General features: G+C 38.6%; 20 protein-coding genes and 1 riboswitch. Of the genes, 6 read left to right on the forward strand and 14 right to left on the reverse strand.

The window, feature by feature from the left end:
• Positions 1–52 precede the first annotated feature (52 nt).
• On the reverse strand, positions 53–1,348 hold the full coding sequence (locus AM305_RS05500) for an NCS2 family permease (RefSeq protein ID WP_005823886.1): 1,296 nt from the start codon (positions 1,346–1,348) through the stop codon (positions 53–55).
• A gap of 34 nt (positions 1,349–1,382) precedes the next feature.
• Positions 1,383–2,369: an oxidoreductase gene (locus AM305_RS05505; protein ID WP_005823888.1), complete on the reverse strand. Its 987-nt coding sequence runs from the start codon at positions 2,367–2,369 to the stop codon at positions 1,383–1,385.
• Positions 2,370–2,428: 59 nt separating this feature from the next.
• Between AM305_RS05505 and ybaK the strand changes: the two genes are divergently transcribed.
• Positions 2,429–2,902 carry a Cys-tRNA(Pro)/Cys-tRNA(Cys) deacylase YbaK gene (gene ybaK, locus AM305_RS05510; RefSeq protein WP_005818599.1) on the forward strand — a complete coding sequence of 158 codons (474 nt, stop codon included), beginning with the start codon at positions 2,429–2,431 and terminating at the stop codon, positions 2,900–2,902.
• 75 nt (positions 2,903–2,977) lie between these two features.
• Here ybaK and AM305_RS05515 read toward each other — a convergent pair whose 3' ends face one another.
• The 4 genes from AM305_RS05515 to AM305_RS05530 all read right to left on the reverse strand — a co-directional run bounded on the left by AM305_RS05515 (position 2,978) and on the right by AM305_RS05530 (position 7,049).
• A complete protein-coding gene (locus AM305_RS05515) occupies positions 2,978–3,604 on the reverse strand; it encodes a YfgM family protein (protein WP_005823890.1) in 627 nt (208 codons plus the stop codon).
• Positions 3,605–3,629: 25 nt separating this feature from the next.
• Positions 3,630–4,904, reverse strand: a complete 1,275-nt coding sequence (gene hisS, locus AM305_RS05520; protein ID WP_005823891.1) for a histidine--tRNA ligase — start codon at positions 4,902–4,904, stop codon at positions 3,630–3,632.
• A gap of 93 nt (positions 4,905–4,997) precedes the next feature.
• Positions 4,998–6,110, reverse strand: coding sequence for a flavodoxin-dependent (E)-4-hydroxy-3-methylbut-2-enyl-diphosphate synthase (ispG, locus tag AM305_RS05525; protein WP_005818603.1), 1,113 nt, complete (start codon positions 6,108–6,110; stop codon positions 4,998–5,000).
• A gap of 9 nt (positions 6,111–6,119) precedes the next feature.
• Positions 6,120–7,049: a RodZ domain-containing protein gene (locus AM305_RS05530; RefSeq protein ID WP_005823893.1), complete on the reverse strand. Its 930-nt coding sequence runs from the start codon at positions 7,047–7,049 to the stop codon at positions 6,120–6,122.
• Positions 7,050–7,263: 214 nt separating this feature from the next.
• On the opposite strand from AM305_RS05530, the gene AM305_RS05535 reads away from it, so the two are divergent.
• Entirely contained in the window at positions 7,264–8,814 is a 1,551-nt protein-coding gene (locus AM305_RS05535; RefSeq protein ID WP_005823894.1) for a SulP family inorganic anion transporter, read from the forward strand.
• 57 nt (positions 8,815–8,871) lie between these two features.
• Here AM305_RS05535 and AM305_RS05540 read toward each other — a convergent pair whose 3' ends face one another.
• Positions 8,872–9,528: an OmpW/AlkL family protein gene (locus AM305_RS05540; RefSeq protein ID WP_005823896.1), complete on the reverse strand. Its 657-nt coding sequence runs from the start codon at positions 9,526–9,528 to the stop codon at positions 8,872–8,874.
• Between the two features lie 251 nt (positions 9,529–9,779).
• Between AM305_RS05540 and clpB the strand changes: the two genes are divergently transcribed.
• Positions 9,780–12,353 (forward strand): ATP-dependent chaperone ClpB, encoded by a 2,574-nt coding sequence (gene clpB / locus AM305_RS05545; RefSeq protein ID WP_005823897.1) that lies wholly within the window; start codon positions 9,780–9,782, stop codon positions 12,351–12,353.
• Between the two features lie 65 nt (positions 12,354–12,418).
• Here clpB and ftsX read toward each other — a convergent pair whose 3' ends face one another.
• From ftsX to AM305_RS05565, 4 genes are all read right to left on the reverse strand, one after another.
• Complete coding sequence (gene ftsX, locus AM305_RS05550; protein ID WP_005823899.1) at positions 12,419–13,357, reverse strand: permease-like cell division protein FtsX; 939 nt, start codon at positions 13,355–13,357, stop codon at positions 12,419–12,421.
• Between the two features lie 18 nt (positions 13,358–13,375).
• Positions 13,376–14,029 carry a cell division ATP-binding protein FtsE gene (gene ftsE / locus AM305_RS05555; protein ID WP_005818166.1) on the reverse strand — a complete coding sequence of 218 codons (654 nt, stop codon included), beginning with the start codon at positions 14,027–14,029 and terminating at the stop codon, positions 13,376–13,378.
• A 90-nt stretch (positions 14,030–14,119) separates the two neighbouring features.
• Positions 14,120–15,673 carry a signal recognition particle-docking protein FtsY gene (gene ftsY, locus AM305_RS05560; protein ID WP_005823901.1) on the reverse strand — a complete coding sequence of 518 codons (1,554 nt, stop codon included), beginning with the start codon at positions 15,671–15,673 and terminating at the stop codon, positions 14,120–14,122.
• A gap of 78 nt (positions 15,674–15,751) precedes the next feature.
• Positions 15,752–16,603, reverse strand: a complete 852-nt coding sequence (locus AM305_RS05565) for a thymidylate synthase (RefSeq protein WP_005823903.1) — start codon at positions 16,601–16,603, stop codon at positions 15,752–15,754.
• An 83-nt stretch (positions 16,604–16,686) separates the two neighbouring features.
• On the opposite strand from AM305_RS05565, the gene AM305_RS05570 reads away from it, so the two are divergent.
• A complete protein-coding gene (locus AM305_RS05570; RefSeq protein WP_005823904.1) occupies positions 16,687–17,256 on the forward strand; it encodes a hypothetical protein in 570 nt (189 codons plus the stop codon).
• 78 nt (positions 17,257–17,334) lie between these two features.
• Here the strand turns inward: AM305_RS05570 and aspA are convergent, their stop codons facing one another.
• The 3 genes from aspA to purM all read right to left on the reverse strand — a co-directional run bounded on the left by aspA (position 17,335) and on the right by purM (position 20,281).
• Positions 17,335–18,762 (reverse strand): aspartate ammonia-lyase, encoded by a 1,428-nt coding sequence (aspA, locus tag AM305_RS05575; RefSeq protein ID WP_005823905.1) that lies wholly within the window; start codon positions 18,760–18,762, stop codon positions 17,335–17,337.
• A gap of 132 nt (positions 18,763–18,894) precedes the next feature.
• Positions 18,895–19,173: a DUF1294 domain-containing protein gene (locus AM305_RS05580; protein WP_005823907.1), complete on the reverse strand. Its 279-nt coding sequence runs from the start codon at positions 19,171–19,173 to the stop codon at positions 18,895–18,897.
• A gap of 73 nt (positions 19,174–19,246) precedes the next feature.
• Positions 19,247–20,281 carry a phosphoribosylformylglycinamidine cyclo-ligase gene (purM, locus tag AM305_RS05585; RefSeq protein ID WP_005823909.1) on the reverse strand — a complete coding sequence of 345 codons (1,035 nt, stop codon included), beginning with the start codon at positions 20,279–20,281 and terminating at the stop codon, positions 19,247–19,249.
• A gap of 251 nt (positions 20,282–20,532) precedes the next feature.
• Positions 20,533–20,577: riboswitch (PreQ1 riboswitch) on the forward strand.
• A gap of 3 nt (positions 20,578–20,580) precedes the next feature.
• Between purM and queC the strand changes: the two genes are divergently transcribed.
• Positions 20,581–21,246 carry a 7-cyano-7-deazaguanine synthase QueC gene (gene queC, locus AM305_RS05590; protein WP_005823910.1) on the forward strand — a complete coding sequence of 222 codons (666 nt, stop codon included), beginning with the start codon at positions 20,581–20,583 and terminating at the stop codon, positions 21,244–21,246.
• Positions 21,239–21,661 (forward strand): 6-carboxytetrahydropterin synthase QueD, encoded by a 423-nt coding sequence (gene queD / locus AM305_RS05595; protein WP_005823912.1) that lies wholly within the window; start codon positions 21,239–21,241, stop codon positions 21,659–21,661. The genes queC and queD overlap by 8 nt, the downstream gene beginning before the upstream one ends.
• The last annotated feature ends 7 nt before the right edge of the window (positions 21,662–21,668 follow it).

Here is a 21,668-nt window from a genome sequence, read left to right on the forward strand (position 1 = left end):
AATAAAAAGGTTTGTCAGTAATCTGAGACGCTATTTTGCATCTTCTTTTTGATTAACCAACCCAGATAAATTTTGCAATAAAGAGTAAAGATACAACGGCAACAGAAGGGTTAATTTCTTTCCAGCGACCAGTGCAACCTTTCATCACGCAGTAGCTAATGAAACCAAAAGCAATGCCTTCTGTGATGGAGTATGTAAATGGCATCATTGCTGTTGTAATGAAAGCAGGCGTTGCTTCGGTTAAATCGTCCCATTTCACTTCAATAAGGCTGGAAGCCATTAAAATACCCACAAAAACTAAGGCGCCAGCAGTTGCATAAGCCGGTACTAATCCTGCGAGAGGGGAGAAGAAAATGGTTAAAAGGAATAACAGACCGACCACTACCGCTGTTAAGCCGGTACGACCGCCAACCGAGACACCAGAGCCGCTTTCAATATAAGTACTGATAGCTGAAGTTCCCATAAATGAACCGACCATTGCGGCACTACTATCGACTAATAACGCCTGTTTCATGCGAGGGAAACGACCTTGTTCATCTGCAAAGCCGGCTTTTGTTGTTACGGCAATTAAAGTACCTGATGAGTCAAAGAGATTGACAAGCAGGAATGAGAAAATTATGCCGAGTAGGCCAACATCTAAAGCACCGGCAATATCTACTTGTCCAACGACAGCTTCTAAACTTGGTGGCATAGACATCACGCCATTGAAGGTAACAGCAGGATCGAAAATTAACGCTAAAGCGGTAACAACCGCAATTGAAACTAATACGCCGGAGTGAATGCCTTTAGCGGCTAAGATCACGATAATGAAAAAGCCTAATACACCCATTAATACTTTCGGATCGTGTAAATCGCCAAGGGCAACAAGGGTTGCTTCATTTGGAATAACCAGCCCCATATTTTTAAAGCCGATTAAGGCAATAAATAGCCCAATACCCGCCCCGATACCAACACGTAATCCAAGCGGAATAGCAGACATAAACCAGTAGCGAATTTGTAAAACCGTAAGTAAAAATAATCCGACCGAGCCGAGGAAAATCGCGCCCATTCCCACTTGCCAAGAGTAGCCAAGCTTTTGAACAACCACAAAGGCAAAGAATGCATTTAGCCCCATTGCCGGCGCTAATGCAATAGGTAGGTTACTGAATAAACCCATCGCAATAGTACCGAATGCGGCAATTAAACAGGTGGTCACGAAGACCACTTGTGTATCCATTCCAGCGACACCGAGAATAGAAGGATTGACAAAAACGATGTAAACCATCGTGAAGAAAGTCGTAATACCGGCAATAATTTCGGTTTTAGCATTACTGCCTTTTTCTTTTAACTGAAAGAGTTTTTCCAACATAATTTCTCTCTTTAAATCTCAAACGTTGAAATGTTTAGTAATCTAATACTTGCGTTAGAAGTTCAACCGCTAAAAACGCTAAGCTGAATTTTTGTTCATCGGCAACTGACCAGAATTGCAAGCTATTTTCTGATTTTGATAATAACTGGCTAATTTGAAGGGCATTTTGTTCTTCATCTTCGCCATTTTTTACGGCGGTAATGATGTTTTCTTCGTTAAATTGTAGCCATGGTTGCGCTTTCCAGCTTTCACTCATTGCTTCAACATCAAGTGCATACTCAGATTGTACTGAGATCATTTGGGATACACCGTAAAAGACCGGTACTTGCACGGAATGGAAATGCACTGAAGCGGTTAAATTTGGTAACACTTTTGCAAGTTGCAACTCAAATACACGAGAGAAAGGTAGTTTTTTCTCATCGCCTTGAACGTTGGCTGGCACTACGTCAAACGCAATACGTTCAGCATTTTCATCAAATGGAATGCCATTGAGTAAACGCGCTGTTTGACCGGCAAGTTCTTTGACTTTCTCATCGCCAAAATAAGCAGATGGGAGCAAAGAGGTAACAAAAATATGTTGTAAAGGTTGATCTAATAAAGGTTTTAACGCTAACGCTAATTGTGAAATTTGTGGATTAGCAAGAGCAACGATATTTCGCTCACGTAAATTTGCTAATGCTTCATCATTTACACTTGGCACAACAACAGGAACGCTACCGATTAGCGCAGTAATACCATATAAGTCTAAAATGATACAGCCGGCTTGGGTGGCTTTGGCGAGTACTTCTGCTTGTGCCATTGGCGCAGCAAAAAGAACGTGTGTAAATTGCGACCAATCTAAATTATCTAATTCAAATTGTTCAACGGCTTTGGCGCCGAGACGTAAGTTTTGTTCTTCGCCGAAGGGTTCAAGTTCCACGGCAGAAACTTTATCTAAAGTCAAATCGCTGTTTTCTAAGGCTTCAAGTAATTTCTCGGCTAAGGTAAAATCAGCGGCAATGGCAAGATGAATATTGGACATTTTATCTTCCTCTTTAGCTATTAAAAACTGATTATACCTTAAATTTACAGGAACGGACGATGACACCCGCAGTAAACTTACTCAAAAAGCAAAAAATTTCTTTCACGCTACACCCTTATGAACACGATCCCAATAATACAAACTTTGGACAAGAAGCGGTTGAAAAATTAGGCATTGATGCTAATCAGACTTTTAAGACCTTATTAGTTGCAGAAAATGGCGATCAGAAAAAACTTGCCGTGATGGTTGTGCCGGTTTCCAGTACGCTCAATTTAAAACGAGCAGCGCACGCATTAAATGTGAAAAAAGTGGAAATGGCAGATAAAGATATTGCGCAAAAGACAACCGGTTATTTATTAGGTGGCATTAGTCCATTAGGGCAGAAAAAGCGTTTAACCACTGTCATTGATAAATCAGCCGAGCAATTTGCAACGATGTTTGTATCTGGAGGGAAACGAGGGTTAGATATTGAACTTTCGCCACAAGATTTAGCAAAGTTACTCGATGCAAAGTTTGAGGAGATTAAGGAATAGTTTTTCTCCATAAAGAAAAATCCCCTTAGGGTATGCTCTAAGGGGATTTAAATTTTTACGTTAGTGATCAGCGATTTAAAGATTATTGATTTTCAAATCAATTAATGCTTTTTCTGATTCGCTTGTTGCTGTCGCTTTTAATTGCTCATAAGCACTTTTGGCTGCAGCTTTATCGCCTTTTGCTGCGAGAATATCTGCGCTTAAAAGTTGTTTACGAGATTCCCATGCGCTTCCTTGAATTTGTGCAAGAACTGCAAGCGCTTCATCATATTGTTTAAGTTGGTAGCCAATTTCAGCTAAACGGAAGCGAATCACAACTTGTAATGTTGCATCGTTTGTTGCTGAAAGCGTATTTTGAAGTAAGGTTTGTGCTTTGGCATAATCTGCTTGAGTAACAGCTTGCTTAACTTCTTCTAATTGTGCAAAAACCGCATAGTTAGTTCCTTTTGCTTCTTCTAGAAATTTTGCAACAAGCGGTTGATTTTTAGCCGGATCTTGCAAATAAGCTTCCATTGTATTTTGGTAAGAAGTTGAAGCTTGTATTGCTGATTCTACTTGATGCTTTTTCCAAAAATTCCAGCCAAAGGTGGCTGCAGCGCAGATAAAAATTGCTAATAAAATAGGCGTACTGTTTGCTTTGAACCAATTTTTAGCTTCTTCAAATTGTTGTTCTTCGGTTTTATTAAGGTATTCGCTACTCATTTGATATTAGATCCTTATTGATAGATTATGAAAAACGTTTTTGTAATTCAGCGACTAATGCTGTTTGCGGAACCGTAATTTGTTCCGTACCGCTAAGAAGATCTTTGATCACAACGGTTTTCTCAGCTACTTCGCTTTCGCCGATCACTAATGCAAACTCCGCTTCTAGCTTATCAGCACGTTTAAATTGTTTTTGGAATTTACCACCGGAGCAGTGTGTCATAACACGCAAGGTTGGTAGTTCTGAACGTAATGTTTCTGCAATTTGGAATGCGTTAAGTGTTGCGCCTTCGCCTGAATAAACAATGTAAACATCAACAGCTTTTGCTACGGGTACATCTTTATTCACTTCTTGTACTAATAACACTAAGCGCTCTAAGCCCATAGCAAAACCAACGCCTTGGGTGGCGTGTCCGCCTAATTGTTCCACTAAACCATCATAACGGCCACCACCACAAACCGTACCTTGTGCGCCTAATGCAGAAGTAACCCATTCGAAAACGGTTTTATTGTAGTAATCTAAACCACGAACCAATTTAGGATTTACTTCATATTGAATGCCCATTGCATCAAGCAGTGAACAAAGCTGAGCAAAGTGTTCACGGCTTTCCTCATCAAGATAGTCTAATAATTTAGGGGCATCATTTAGAACTTCTTGTAAGGCTTGATTTTTCGTATCTAAAATACGTAATGGATTTTTAACCAAACGTTCTTTTTCTTCATCGCTCATAAGTGATTGATGTTGTTCTAAAAATGCAACAAGAGCAGAGCGGTAATTTGCACGTGCTTCTAAAGAACCAATCGAATTTAGTTGTAATGACACGTGTTGATCAATGCCTAATGCTTTCCATAAACGAGCCGTTAAAATAATCAATTCAGCATCAATTTCCGGGTTTGGGATCCCAAACACTTCCACACCAGCTTGGTGGAACTGGCGGTAACGCCCTTTTTGTGGACGCTCGTGGCGGAACATTGGCCCCATATACCATAGGCGTTGTTCGTTATTGTAGATCCAACCTCGTTCGATAGCAGCACGTACACAACCTGCAGTGCCTTCCGGACGTAGGGTTAGTTGTTCATCATTATCCCAAAATGTGTACATTTCTTTTGAAACTACATCAGTCACTTCACCAATTGCTCGTGCAAAAAGCGGTGTGCTTTCTACGATTGGCATACGCACTTCGGAATAGCCATAGCTTGCCAATACATTACGTACTTTAGTTTCAACCCATTGCCATAAAGGGGTTTCGGTTGGCGAACAATCGTTCATACCACGAATTGCTTGAATTGTTTTTGCCACAATATTGTCCTTATTTTTACACCGAGTTAATCTCGATGATCATTTAAAAAAGTGAACAGCACGAGAGAAACCCTCGTGCCATTTAATTATTTTTTATGCCTTAGTCATCATAATACGTTGCGATTGTTCTGCAACTCGCGCACGTATTTTAGCTTCGAGCTGATCAATCAGTTTATCGTTATCAAAACGCTCTTTTTGACGAACACCATCAAGGTAGAAGCCGCTCATTTTATTGCTGCCGGTAACACCTAAGTCAGAAATGAGAGCCTCTCCCGGTCCATTAACAACGCAACCAATAATGGAAACGTCCATTGGCGTTAAAATATCTTCTAAACGTTGTTCCAGCGCATTAACGGTTGCAATCACGTCAATTTCTTGGCGAGAGCAAGTTGGACAAGCGATAAAGTTAATCCCACGTGAACGAATACGGAGAGATTTTAAAATATCAAAGCCAACTTTTACTTCTTCTACGGGATCGGCTGCCAATGAAATACGTAAAGTATCGCCAATGCCTTCTGAAAGTAATAAGCCTAAACCAATCGCAGATTTCACTGAGCCGGCTCTTGCACCGCCAGCTTCTGTAATGCCTAAATGTAACGGTTGCTCAATTTGTTTTGCAAGTAATCGATAAGATTCGACCGCTAGAAAAACATCAGAGGCTTTTACACTTACTTTAAATTGATCGAAATTGAAACGATCTAAAATATCCACGTGGCGTAAAGCACTTTCTAATAATGCTTCTGGAGTAGGTTCGCCGTATTTTTCTTGGAGATCTCGCTCTAGCGAACCAGCATTTACCCCAATTCGAATCGGAATGTTTTTATCTTTTGCACAATCAACAACGGCACGAATACGATCTTCATTACCGATATTACCCGGGTTGATACGTAAACAGTCCACGCCATATTCAGCAACTTTTAAAGCAATGCGGTAGTCAAAATGAATATCGGCAACAAGTGGGACATTAACTTGCTGTTTAATCAGTTTAAAGGCTTCTGCCGCATCCATTGTTGGTACTGAAACACGAACAATATCCGCACCGACACGCTCTAATGCTTTAATTTGATTTACAGTCGCTTCAACATCGGTTGTTCGGGTATTCGTCATAGATTGAACAGTAATAGGCGCATCGCCTCCCACTGCAACATTACCTACCCAAATCTTTTTCGATTCACGGCGTTTAATTGGTGAATGATTTAATGACATAATCAATCCTTATTGAGCTAAAGGTAATTTAATACGAGCAACACGACCATCAATTTTTAGCGGTACTAATTGACCTTTATAATAGAGTTTAACATTTGCTGGAGCGCCAATCGTTAAGCGATATTGCTCATTGCCATTAAAGGTTAGAACTTCGCCATTAGTATAAAGTTTTTCAGCCAAACTTTTTTTGCTTTTCGTATTTTTTACGGTAATCCAACTTTCTTTACCGGTAATTTCAATACGTAATTCATCATTAGATACTGCTGTTTGTTGCTCTGTTTCCACTGGATTGGTTTGAGTTTGTTGTAACACATTCGCAGTCTCAATTTGAGGCGCTACTTCTGTTGCAATGGGTGCAGGTTGTTCATTTGCCTGTGTAGCGGTATTAGCAACGGCTGTTTCTGTATTTGTTGTAGCCGGTTGAACAATAGGTTCAATTTGCATTGCCTGATTTGTGTTATTAGTTGGAGCAGGTGTTGCTTCAATAGGAATAGCATTATTCACAAATTGATCGCGATTTTGTTGCTCTGTTTGATAATCTTGCCACCACCATAGTAAGGTCATGCCTACAGCACTTAATAGCACAATAAATGTTAAATACTTAACCCATCGAGATTGAGATTTTTGAACTATTTTTCCTGATGATGTTTTATTTATAACTTCTTTAGGAATTGTTACTTCACCATAATTTACACTTGAAACTAACTCTTCCGGCAAGCGTAAAAAACGAACATAGCTACTAACATAGCCTCGCACAAAAGTGGGAGCTACGTTCTGTAAGATAAAAATATCATTTTCTAATGATTCAAGGTGTGATTTTTTGAGTGTTGTTTTTTGCGCCACATCTTCAATAGACAAATTTAATGCTTCACGTGCGCTTTTAAGTTGCTGTCCAAGTGATAAAGTTGGTTGAGACGTAGTATTAATTGATTCAGTCATAGCTAAGCTCTTAATATAAAATACACAAAATTATTCGGAAGTTTAAAGAGGTAACGTCCATTTTGCAATCCAATCTACATAAATTTGCAAAAAAATTCATTTATAGCGGTCGTATTTTACTAAATTTTTGCCAAAATCTGATATATGGCAAAAAATTTAGGAAAAATCAGGCGTAGAATATCCACTATAAATGTTTTTATCTTGGTAATTTGATATGTCGGAAAATAGTAAAACTCGCCTTCTAAAACAAAATTTTGCATCCGGTCTGGTCGTCTTTTTGGTCGCCTTGCCGCTTTGTTTAGGGATTGCTTTAGCATCAGATGCACCACCGCTATCGGGTATTATTTCAGGTATTGTCGGGGGGATTGTCATCGGTTGGTTAAGTACCTCACATATTAGTGTTTCCGGCCCGGCGGCAGGGTTAGTTGCGATAGTGGTGGCTGCGATTAGCCAATTAGGTTCGTTTGAACTTTTCCTCTGTGCCGGCGTAGTTGCAGGTGCGATTCAGCTTTGTTTAGGCTTTATGCGAGCGGGGAGTATTACCAATTATATTCCTGTGGCTGTGATTGAAGGCATGTTAGCCGGGATTGGTATTCTGATTATTTTCAAACAGTTACCTTATGCTTTGGGAACAGAGGAATTTTCATTAAGTAGCACAAATTCATTTATCAACATTCATCTTGGCTCGTTAATTATTGCCTTGGTCTCTATTTTCATTATGTTGGGGTGGGACTCTTCGCCAAAATTAAAAAAAATAAAATGGCTTCCTTCAGCACTTATTGCGGTGCTGGTCAGTGTTATTATTAACCGTCTTTTTATTTCATCTGGGAGTTATTTAGCTATTCCTGAAAATCAGCTTGTTCAGCTTCCTGTGCCGCATTCTTGGGATGATATGAAACATTTAATTGTATTACCTAATTTTAGCGGTTTTACTAATAGTATTGTTTGGGTAACAGGGGCGACAATCGCTGCCGTTGCATCTATTGAAACATTATTGTCTGTTGAAGCGGCAGATCGTCTGGATGTTAAGCGCCGAATTACTGACTCTAACCAAGAATTACGGGCGCAAGGTGTGGGCAACATTATTTCTTCCTTGATTGGTGGTCTTCCCATTACGGCTGTAATTGTTCGTTCATCAGCAAATGCAAATGCTGGTGCGACACATAAAATATCCGCTATTATTCATGGTATTTTATTACTGGTTTGCGTGTTAATGATCCCTTCTATTTTAAATGAGATCCCATTAGCTACCTTGGCCGCAGTCTTAATTTTAGTCGGTTATAAATTGGCAAGACCTTCTACTTTCCAACATTTTTGGCAAAAAGGGATCTACCAATTTATCCCTTTTATTGCAACTATGATCGCCGTGGTGTTATTTGACTTATTAAAAGGGGTTGGGTTAGGTTTAATTATCAGTATTCTCTTTATTCTTCACGGTAATATGAAACGCGCTTACTATTTAAGCCGTGAAGAACTTGCGGAAGCTTCACAAATTACCTTGGATTTAGCTGAAGAAGTCTCATTTTTAAATAAAGCTGCCATCAAGAAAACACTAAAAAATGTTCAACCAAATTCCACGGTAATTATTAATGCGCAACACACTTCTTATATTGCTTGTGATGTTTTAGAGTTAATAGAAGATTTTGCTAATATTTATGCTAAAGAAAATAATATACATGTTGTATTGAAAGGCTTTAAAGCGGATTATGATAATCAAGTAGATCAAACAACGAATATTCGTGTTGAGCATCATCATCGTATCTAATAAAAATAGGCTAATTTTTCAAAAAATTAGCCTATTTTTCATGTGTTTAGAATCTTATTAGAAACGAACACCAAAACCTGCAAAGTAAACGAGTGGATCAAGTTTGATTTTCACTTCGTGATCTGCTTCTAAAGCTCTAAATTTAGCGGTGGTTTTGATATGAGTATACCAAGCTGCCGCATTAAAATAGAGATTGTCGGTTAATTTCACATCTACACCTAAGTTAGCAACCGGCCCGAATGAGTGTTTTTTCACTTCTAAGTTAGTAACATCTGTGTGAACAGATTTTGCGTGGTAGAAACGAGTATAGTTTAGACCTGCACCAACATATGGACGCACTTTAGAATCGGCATCAAAGAAATAATATTGCGCATATAGGCTTGGCGGTAATTGTTTAACAATTGCCACACGTCCTAGATTTGCAGAACCATTTAATGTAGCATTGATTTTATGTGAGAATGGTGTTGCACCGAGTAACTCAACGCCGATATTATCGGTAATCATATAAGTTCCGGTTAAACCTAATTGTGTGTTGTTTTTTACGTTTAACTCAATGTCAGCTCTTGTTTTATCAAAAGATTTAGTACTAGAACTTGAGTTTGCATCTACGGTAACTGCACCTGCTCTAAAAATTACACTTCCTGCTTGATGCGCCATTGCTGAACTTGCAACTAATGCACCGCCTAAAATAATTGCTAATGCTGTTTTTTTCATAAGTAAATCCCTCTAAGTTATCTCTACCTAAGGCTAGGTAGATTGTGCCAGTGTAAAGAATTTGAATTGAATGTTATTGACAATGATCAAATTTTTAACATTTACCTACTCCGAATGGGGTATTTATTTTATTTTTGTGATCTACTTCACATTTTCTCTTGAAATTTTTTAGGTTACCTCCATTTATTGTCGTACTGAAGTTTTGCGCAAAATGCAAAATCGGTACAGATTAAAAAATGAGAGGAAATGATATGAACTTTGAAAAATTCACAACAAAATTACAAGAAGCAATTGCAGAAGCACAGTCCTTAGCGGTTGGCAAAGATAATCCTTATATTGAACCGGCTCACTTACTTTATGCACTTTTAAAACAGCAAGATGGCTCGATTGCCCCTTTGTTTACGGCATTGAATGTGCAACCGCAACAATTAAATAGCGAATTAGAGGCAATTTTACACCGCTTGCCTCAGGTACAAGGCGGAAATACACAGCCATCGCAACAACTTATTCGTTTACTAAACCAATCTGATAAGTTGGCACAACAATTTGGCGATAGTTTTATTTCATCAGAACTCTTTGTGCTTGCAGCTTTGGAAGATAATGGTGATTTAGGAAAATTATTTAAGAAACTTGGTTTAACAAAAGAAAAAGTGACACAAGCAATAAACCAAATTCGAGGAGGAGAAAAAGTGAATAATCAAAACGCAGAAGAAACCAGACAAGCGCTACAAAAATATACGATTGATTTAACAGAGCGTGCGCGTGCCGGTAAATTAGATCCTGTTATTGGGCGAGATGAAGAGATCCGCCGTACAGTACAAGTGTTACAACGCCGTACAAAAAACAACCCTGTTCTTATTGGGGAACCCGGTGTGGGTAAAACCGCTATTGTTGAAGGTTTAGCTCAACGTATCGTAAATGGCGAAGTGCCGGAAGGTTTAAAAAATAAACGTGTGTTATCGCTCGATATGGGAGCATTAATTGCCGGTGCAAAATATCGTGGCGAATTTGAAGAACGATTAAAAGCGGTATTAAATGAATTAGCCAAAGAAGAAGGGCAAGTGATCCTCTTTATTGATGAAATTCATACAATGGTCGGTGCAGGCAAAACCGATGGGGCAATGGATGCGGGTAACTTATTGAAACCTTCCCTTGCTCGCGGCGAATTGCACTGTGTGGGTGCGACAACTTTAGATGAATACCGTCAATATATTGAAAAAGATGCGGCACTTGAACGCCGCTTCCAAAAAGTATTGGTTGATGAACCAACCGTTGAAGACACGATTGCGATCTTACGTGGTTTGAAAGAACGTTATGAAATTCATCATCACGTACAAATTACCGACCCAGCGATTGTGGCGGCAGCAACCCTTTCACATCGCTATATTTCAGATCGCCAATTACCGGACAAAGCGATTGATTTAATTGATGAAGCGGCTTCAAGTTTACGTATGGAAATTGACTCTAAACCAGAGCCATTAGATAAACTAGAGCGCCGTATTATTCAACTTAAATTAGAACGCCAAGCGTTACAAAAAGAGGAAGATGAAGCAAGCCGCCAGCGTCTTGCAAAATTAGATGAAGAATTGACCGCTAAAGAGCGTGAATATTCGGAATTAGAAGAAGTTTGGAAAGCGGAAAAATCGGCTTTATTAGGTACGCAGCATATTAAAACAGAGTTAGAAAATGCTCGTATTGCATTAGAACAAGCTCGCCGAGAAAGCAATTTAGAAAAAATGGGCGAACTTCAATACGGTAAAATTCCAGCCCTTGAAAAACAACTTCAAGAGGCAGTAAAACGTGAAGAAGAAGGTGGCGATAACCATTTACTTCGCACCAAAGTTACCGATGAAGAAATTGCTGAAGTGCTTTCAAAAGCAACAGGTATTCCGGTTTCTAAAATGATAGAAGGCGAAAAAGACAAATTACTCCGTATGGAAAATGTTTTACATACTCGTGTGATTGGTCAAAATGAAGCGGTTGAAGCGGTAGCAAATGCGATTCGCCGTAGCCGAGCAGGGCTTTCAGATCCGAACAAACCGATTGGTTCTTTCTTGTTCTTAGGACCAACAGGGGTAGGTAAAACAGAGCTTTGCAAAACGTTAGCGAATTTCCTCTTTGACGATCCGGATGCGATGGTGCGTATCGATATGTCAGAATTTATGGAAAAACACAGCGTTTCTCGCTTAGTAGGTGCGCCTCCGGGTTATGTGGGTTATGAAGAGGGCGGTTATTTAACAGAAGCGGTTCGTCGCCGTCCATATTCGGTAGTTTTACTTGATGAAGTGGAAAAAGCACACCCAGATGTCTTTAATATTCTTCTTCAAGTATTAGATGATGGACGTTTAACCGATGGACAAGGCCGCACGGTTGATTTCCGTAATACGGTTGTGATTATGACTTCTAACTTGGGTTCTCATTTAATTCAAGAAATGCCGAATGCAAGCTATGGTGAGTTGAAAGAAGTGGTAATGTCAGTGGTTTCACAACATTTCCGCCCAGAGTTCATTAACCGTATTGATGAAACCGTGGTCTTCCACTCACTTGGTCAAGAGCATATCCGTTCGATTGCACGTATTCAATTAGAACGTTTAATCAAACGTATGGCAGAACGAGGTTATGAAGTAACTATTACCGATGCAGCGATTGACCATATCGGTAAAGCCGGATTTGACCCACTCTTTGGTGCTCGTCCGCTTAAACGAGCGATTCAACAAGAGCTTGAAAACCCATTAGCGCAGCAAATTCTAGGCGGTAAATTATTACCAAATAGACCTGTGGTTGTGGATTATCAAGATGATCAATTAGTGATTAAAAACAGTTAATGGGAGATAAAAAAGGGAGCTTAGGCTCCCTTTTTAATAATAGACTGAGGTATATGTTGATTTACCTAGTATTTTGAACCTATCCGAATAATATGTTTGCTTGTTGCAATTTTTGCTGAAAGCCAGCCAATAAAAATACATGCAACGATAAGGAAGAGCATTTCGCTAAATCCTAAACCGTGAAGTTCAAATTTTACGGTAAACATATCGGTCACATATTTTACCACACCGGTTAAATAGCTAATGACAACGCTACTAAAGAGAATAGCAAGTAAGCTACCTAAAAAGCCATAAATCATACCCGTATAAAGAAATGGACGAGCGATAAAGTGATCGGTTGCACCTAAAAGTTGTTGAACTTCAATAGAGGAGCGACTGTTAGCGACATCTGTTCTAACTGCATTACCAATGACAAGGAAAACAGCAATAAGCATCAATAATGTACAAACGATCGCAATGCGAGCAATGAGCCATGTTAAGGCTGTTAATTTCTCAAGCCAGCCATTGTCTAGACGAATTTCTTGCACGCCTTTAATGTTTTGCAAACCATTACGAAACTCAAGCATTGTATCATTCGTGCTAAATTGTTTTTTGGGTTTTAAAATTACCACTGCAGGAAGAGGATTATCTTCAATAATATCTAATGCTTCGCCGAAACCAGACCACGAGCGAAATTCCTCAAGACTTTGCTGACGAGAAATAAAATTAAGTGATTCAATTTTATCTGTCTCAAATTGGCGAATTTTTTCAACGACTAAATTGACTTCATTATCTGATAAGTTTTTATTCAGATAAACAGTTAATTCGGGTTCCGGATAAAATTCTGTTGCAGCTTGGTGTGTATTTTTCCATAGTAGATATCCCACGGTAGGAATCGTTAGCGATGAAGCAATCACAAGAATTGTTAAAAAGGTACCAAACTTACGTTTTAATAAATCTTGCCAAACAGATCTTAATATATAGCGTGTTTGTGCGCCGAAATGACTATTAAATGAACGAACCATAAATTATTCCTTGTTACTTTAATTTTTTAAATGTCCTTGCTCAAGTACCAAACAAGGTTTTGGTCGTTTGGCGATAATATTTGTATCGTGTGTTGCTACGATGACGGTTGTTCCTTGTTGATTAAACTCTTCAAAGAGACGGAAGATTTCAAAAGAGAGTTTTTCATCAAGGTTACCGGTTGGCTCATCTGCCAGTAATACAGTTGGGCGATGGACTATCGCTCGAGCAATATCAACTCGTTGCTGCTCCCCTCCTGATAGATGAAGCGGTAAGTAGTTTGCCTTATGCGCTAATCCTACTCTCTCCAAAGCTAGACGTGCTTCCCTTTCTACAATTTGCTGATTTAGTCCTTGAATAATTAAAGGTAAAGCGACATTGTCTAAAATTGTTCGGTCGGTCAGTAATCGATAATCTTGATGTACCATGCCGATTTGGCGGCGTAAAAATGGAAGTTCATGAGAGGCTAAGCGTGTAATATCGTGACCATTAAAAACAATTTGCCCACCATTTGCACGTTCAATGCCCATAATCAGTTTTAAAAGCGTACTTTTGCCCGCACCAGAATGCCCAGTTAAATATGCCATTCCACCAGGCGGAAGATGAAAGCTAATTCCTTGTAAAGCAGGTTTGCCGCCTTTATATGCTTTGTTTACATTAGTAAATTTGATCATTGTGTTTGTCTTTTCTTAATTTTCCACCGTTAAGGGGAAGTTGATCAAATGGCATGAGGAAAAAGTGAGCAATTTCCTCACCCAAGCATGTTAAGCATCTTTTTCGTCATGAATAAATAATGCTTCAATAAATTCCTCTGCGTTAAAAGGACGCAGATCCTCAATTTTTTCACCTACACCAATAAAACGGATTGGAATATTAAATTGATCAGCAATCGCAAAAATGACCCCACCTTTTGCCGTACCATCAAGTTTAGTTAAGGTAATGCCTGTTAAGCCTACTGCTTCATTAAAGAGTTTTGCTTGGCTAATCGCATTTTGTCCTGTTCCTGCATCTAACGTGAGCATAATTTCATGTGGAGCGGTTTCATCGTATTTTTGCATAACACGTACAATTTTTTTCAGCTCATCCATCAGGTTGTTTTTATTTTGTAAACGACCTGCCGTATCAGCAATTAATACATCAATGTTTTTTGCGGAAGCTGATTGCATGGCGTCAAAAATGACGGAGGCTGAATCTGAACCACTTGTTTGTGCAATAACCGGAATGTTATTGCGTTCTCCCCAAACTTGGAGCTGTTCAACTGCAGCTGCACGGAAAGTATCGCCGGCGGCTAACATGACAGATTTTCCTTCATTTTGGAACTGGCGTGCTAATTTACCAATGGTCGTTGTTTTACCTACACCATTCACGCCAACCATTAAAATCACATAAGGTTTTTTACTCGTATCAATTTCTAATGGGCGAGCTACCGGTTTAAGAACATCGGCTAACTCTTCTTTGAGAAGTTGATAAAGCGCATCGGCATCTTTAAGTTGTTGTTTTGTTGCATGTTGAGAAAGATTGTTAATAATTTTAGTGGTAGTTGGCATACCTAAGTCGGCAATTAACAGTTGCTCTTCAAGTTCCTCAAAGAGTTCATCATCAATTTTCTTACCACGGAAAAAGTTGAAAAAGCCCGAACCAATACTTTGTTTTGTTTTAATCAGACCTTGAATTAAACGACTGAAAAAACCACCTTGACTTGGTTTTTCTTGATACTCATCTTGTGCTTTAGACTCAGATTCTTTTACAGGTTGTGTATCTGAAACAGTTTCATGAGCTTCGCTTTCACCTTCAAATTCAATAAGCTCCTCAAGCTCTTCAAATTCTTCTTCAGCAGCGGATTTATGGTGTTCTTCTGCATGTAATTCTGCTTCAACAATCTCTTCAATTTGTGCTTCAAACTGTTGATGATGGTTAATAGAAGGTGGTTCTTCTTGAGTATAAGCGGTCGTATTTTCACTGTTTTTTGCAAACTCTTCAGCAAAATTAACCGCTTGTTCCTGAGACTCTTCCGCTTTTGGAGATGTGGAATTAGTATCAACAAGTGTAACACTTCGAGCTTTTTCTTCTTCGAAACTTTGCTCAATTTTTTCTTCTAATGTTTCGAGTTTTTCTTCGATTTCCTCTTCTAACTTTTCTGCAAAAGTTTCAAACTGTTGTGCTTTCTCTTTTAAATGCTCGACTGCTTCTTCAAGGACAGAGTTTTCTGTCATTGACGATGGTTGCTGGGTTTCTTCTTGTTGAGGCGTATCTTGAGTCGCTTCTTCTTTTTTCCCAAAGCCAAGCCACGACCAAAAGCCTTTTTTCTTTTCCGACATAATCAATTCTCAATGAGTATAAAATGTATCAAGTTTACCAAAAAAATAGTTTTATGAGTATGAAAAGATCAAGAGATCTTAGACCGAAAACGGATATTGGATACTTGGATGATATTCATAACCTTCTACACGAAAATCATCAAGCGTTACCCAAGTTTCTAAATCTTCTAACGATTTAATTTTAGGATTAATGATAAGTTTTGGTGCAGATAAAGGTTCTCTTTTTAACTGAACATCTCGCATCAGCTCAAGTTGATCTTCATAAATATGCGCATTAACAATTTTATGAAACGCTTGGCCTGCTTCATGTCCTGTAATTTGTGCCATTAATGCTAAAAATGTATAGCATTGAATCATATTCCAGTTTAAGCCTAAAGGGACATCCGCTGAACGTTGAGTGCTATTAAGGTAAAGTTTACCGTCTAACAATGAAAAATGATGGCTGTGTAAACATGGTCTTAGACAACCTAATTCAAAGGCTCCGGGGTGATAAAAGGTATAAATTTCACCACGGTTATCAATACCACGACTTAAATCATCAACAATTTGGCGAAGTAAATCTACACTTCCGCCATTTGGTTTAGGAAAATTTCGACCAATAGCACCATAAACAAGCCCCATATCATCTTCGCCTTTGCGGTGTGGATTGGCTAACCAAGCACTATTTTCGTTAGCATTGGCATCCCACGATTTTGTACCTAAAGTACGAAAATCTGCTGCGCTACTATAACCACGAATATAGCCTAATAATTCAGCAATAGCTGCTTTCCAAAAGCTACGGCGAGTTGTAACAAGGGGAAATTCGCCTTTTTCAACATCATAGGTTAAATCGGCATTAATTACGGTTAAACAACGCTTACCAGTGCGTTCATTGGATACCCATTTTCCTTCATTTACGATACGGTGGCATAAATCTAAATACTGTTTCATTGAATCCTCAAGCAATTTCTTTTTATTTCAGGTAGAATTGTAACAGTTTTAGGAATTATCAAAAAGTGAATAAGGAGTACGATATGAAAACCTTAATGAAATTTCTGTTAATTTGTGGTGTAACCATTCTTTCTGCATGTTCAAGTAATAAGACTCCAACCCGTTTAAGTGAATCGGAACTTGATCATAAATCTTACGCAATCGCTTATAGCGTGACTGGGCAAACCTATAAAGATAGAGTAACACCAACCTACGATATTAATGCTTTTACACAAGGTGTTGATGATTGGTACTACAATCGTATTTCTTTACCTATTGAGCAAATTCAAGCCATGACTTTAAACCGTTTGGTGGATCATAAAGAATATGCTTATTACAGCGGTGTCATGTTTGCGGCTGCATTTAAACAAAATGTGGATTATTTAGATAAAAATTGCTGGGGATTATTGCATAAACCAAGTATGGTTCAAGCTATGGATGATGCAATGCATGATTTACAAAAGGGCAAAGTAAGAGATGATCAATATATTCGTGAAGGCGCAGACAAAATCATTCAACTTTGTGTAAAAACCATTGTTTATGATGAAAAGACCGAAGTAAAAGCAAAGAAAGCAACAAAAAAATCGGTAAAAAAAGCAAAAAATAATCAATAAGAAATGAATTACTAAGTAAAAAATGGCACCCCATATAAATGGGGTGCCGCTTTTTGGCAATGTATAGATGATATGTTGTTACTCTTCTTCCGTAAATTTCGCAGCTTTATAAGTCGGGTTCATGAGGTTTTCGACAGATAAAATATCATCAAGTTGTGCTTCTGTGAGTAAACCCATTTCTAACACTACTTCACGAACTCCACGACCGGTTTGTGCACAAACTTTACCAACGATATCGCCATTGTGGTGTCCAATAAATGGATTGAGATAAGTCACGATACCGATAGAGTTAAACACATAGTTTTGGCAAATTTCACGATTTACGGTAATGCCATCAATGCATTTATCACGTAAGTTCACACAAGCATTGGCAAGAATTTCAATAGATTCAAACATGGATTGACCAATGACCGGTTCCATAACGTTTAATTGTAGTTGTCCTGCTTCAGCCGCAAATGTAATGGCTGTATCGTTACCAATGACTTTGAAGCAAACTTGGTTTACTACTTCCGGTACAACAGGGTTTACTTTTGCCGGCATAATAGAAGAACCTGCTTGTAATTCAGGTAAGTTGATTTCATTTAAACCTGCACGTGGACCTGATGATAATAAACGTAAGTCGTTACATACTTTTGAAAGTTTTACTGCTGTACGTTTTAAAGCACCGTGAACCATTACATAAGCACCACAGTCTGATGTTGCTTCAATCAAGTTTTCAGATAATACACATGGTAAACCTGTTACTTCAGAAAGATGTTTTACAACAAGCTCTGAATAGCCTTCTGGTGTATTTAACCCTGTACCAATTGCTGTTGCGCCTAAGTTTACTTCTAATAGTAATTTCGCTGTGCGTTTTAAATTACGAACTTCTTCATCAAGTAATACCGCAAATGCTTTAAATTCTTGACCTACAGTCATTGGTACAGCATCTTGTAACTGTGTACGTCCCATTTTTAACACATCGGCAAATTCTTCTGCTTTTGCTTCAAAACCTTTTTGTAAGTAACGGATTTTTTTAATTAAGTGCATGATGCTGTTATATACGGCAATACGAAAACCCGTTGGATATGCATCATTTGTTGATTGGCTCGCATTAACGTGATCCATTGGATTCACAATTTTGTATTCACCTTTTGCATGACCAAGGATTTCAAGGGCAAGGTTTGCGACTACTTCGTTGGTATTCATATTAACTGAGGTACCAGCACCGCCTTGATAAACGTCTGATGGGAATTGATCCATGCAACGTTTATTGATAAGGATTTCATCACACGCTTGAACAATTGCTTTTGCGATTTTTTTCGGAATCGCACCGAGTTCACCGTTTGCAAGTGCCGTGGCTTTTTTTACCATAACCATACCACGTACAAACTCAGGAACATCAGAAATGGTATTTTTAGAAATATTAAAGTTTTCAACCGCTCTTAATGTATGAATCCCCCAGTACGCATCATTTGGTACTTCTCTTTTGCCTAATAAATCCACTTCAACACGAACGTTTTTCATATAAACCTCAAAAAAATTTAAGTAATCAAATCGGGGGAGATCATAACGATTTTAGAAAATAGAAAATGTGATATAGATCACATTTTTTGAAGGCTATACGGGATATAAACTCACTATTCGGATTAGTTTTTTTTATGATTGAGACAGGTGGAGAAAGTAAAGCGTAGGTAAACCAAGCGACCAAAATAGCCCGGATACCACTACGGCAGTATGAAATTGCCAATGTTTTGTTTTATGCTTGATGTATTTCATCGCTAAAAATGTGCCAATAAATCCACCAGCAACACAAAGGGAAAGTAGGTAAGATTCAGGAATACGCCATTCTCCTTGAATGGCTTTTTGTTTATCTCGATACATGAGGAGAAAACTCACTAAATTGATCACGAGAAAACAAATAAAAAAGAATTGCATAAAAACCTCAATAAAAAACCGCTTGTGAAATGATATTAACACAAGCGGTCTATTTTCTTTTATTTTTTGCGAATTAGATAATTTCGACTTGTTCAGTACTTTCGCCTAAAGCTTCGATTTTACCAATAACCCATGCTTTTTCGCCTGCTTGATTTAACACGGCTAATGCTGTTTCGGCTTCTTTTTCGGGTAGCGCAATAACCATGCCTACACCGCAGTTGAAAGTACGGTACATTTCATAACGGCTGATATTGCCTTTTTGTTGTAACCAGTTAAAGATCGCAGGCCATTCCCAACTTTTTTCTTGAATAACAGCTTTTGTATTTGCCGGTAATACACGAGGAATATTTTCCCAGAAACCGCCGCCGGTTAAGTGAGCAATCGCATGAACATCGACCTGTTTGACTAATTGAAGGACTGATTTCACATAAATTTTAGTTGGCGCTAATAGATGTTCGCTCAGTGGTTTACCCTCTAAGTCATCTGTGGCTTTAGCTCCGCTGACCTCAAGTACTTTACGAATTAAAGAATAACCATTTGAATGAGGACCACTAGAAGCTAATGCGACTAACACATCGCCGGCTTTTACCGCTGAACCATCAATGATTTCTGATTTTTCAACAACACCAACACAGAAGCCTGCTAAATCGTAATCGCCTTCGTGATACATTCCCGGCATTTCGGCAGTTTCACCACCAACTAATGCACAGCCAGACATTTCACAACCATCTGCGATGCCTTTAATCACATCTGCTGCCACATCAACTTCTAATTTACCTGTCGCATAATAATCTAGGAAAAAGAGCGGTTCCGCCCCCTGTACGACTAAATCATTTACGCACATTGCAACTAAATCTTGACCGATCGTATCGTGTTTATTCAGATCAATGGCTAAACGTAATTTCGTTCCTACACCATCGGTACCTGAAACTAAAATAGGTTCTTTATATTTTGTCGGTAATGCGCATAATGCACCAAAACCGCCTAAGCCTCCCATAACTTCAGGGCGGCGAGTACGTTTTACATCGCCTTTAATGCGTTCGACCAATTCATTACCAGCATGGATATCAACGCCAGCGTCTTTATAGCTAAGTTGTGTGTTGCTCACAGTAAAAACCTCAAGTTAGAGTATATTGAATAAAATCGGGGAGATTATATCATTAAGCAAACGTTTGCGGTATAGAAAAATCGGAAAATCTTATGTAGTTATTTTGTGAGTAGCGAAGAAATCCCCGTATTGCAAAGACAAATTTCGAAAAGTCGTTTATAATCTATTGTTTATTAAGCGGTTAGATTTTGCGATAAATTGACAAAAGTTAATATGTAAAAATCAGCAAAAATCAGACCGCTTCATTTTTTCATCTCGTGGTTCGAAAACCTCCCACGCAAAAAAACTAAGGATACAAAATGCAACAACCTCAAAAAGCGATCGTCATTTTCTCTGGTGGTCAGGATTCGACTACTTGCCTTTTTCAAGCCATTGCTGAATTTGGTAAGGAAAATGTGGAAGTCATCACTTTTCAATATGGGCAACGTCATGCGATTGAGCTCGAAAAAGCACAATGGATAGCTCAAGATCTTGGCATAAAACAAACCCTCATTGATACTTCACTTATCAAAGCCATTACTTCAAATGCATTGATGGATGATCAGGCAAAAATCGAGCAACAAGGCGATAAGCCAAATACGTTTGTAGATGGTCGTAATGCGCTTTTTTTACTTTATGCTGCAATTTACGCAAAAGGGCAAGGCATTCAAACGATTTTTACAGGCGTATGTGAAACGGATTTTAGTGGTTATCCGGATTGTCGTGATGTTTTTGTTAAATCAATGAATGTAACGCTCAATTTAGCCATGGATTACAATTTTAACATTCGCACGCCATTGATGTATTTTACAAAAAAAGAAACATGGCGATTAGCGGATCAGCTTGGCGCTTTTGATTATATTCGTCAGCATACTCATACTTGTTATTTAGGCGTTGAAGGTGGCTGTCATACTTGTCCAAGCTGTCTATTACGTGAAAAAGGGTTAAATGAATATCTTGCAGAGCGAGGAGAAAAGCATGTTTAAAATTGCTAAAGAATTCAGTTTTGACATGGCGCATATGCTCGATGGGCATGATGGGAAATGTCAAAATTTACATGGTCATACCTATAAATTACAAGTTGAGGTAACGGGTAATTTACATCTTGAGGGGGCCAAAAGAGGAATGGTCATGGATTACTCGGATTTAAAAGCGCTGGTTAAACAACATATTTTAGATCCTATGGATCACGCTTTTATTTACGATCTACAGAGCGATAAAGAAACCAAAGTTGCACAATTGCTGATGGATTTAGATTCCAAAGTGTATGGTATTCCAAGTCGTACAACGGCGGAAGAAATGGCAAAGTATATATTTGAAAAACTCGCCAATGTTGGGCTACCCGTTAGTCTGATCCGTTTATGGGAAACGCCGACCTCTTATTGTGAATATAGCCGATAAGGATATG

It is taken from the genome of Actinobacillus minor NM305 (genome assembly GCF_000175195.1).
Taxonomy (GTDB): domain Bacteria; phylum Pseudomonadota; class Gammaproteobacteria; order Enterobacterales; family Pasteurellaceae; genus Haemophilus_A; species Haemophilus_A minor.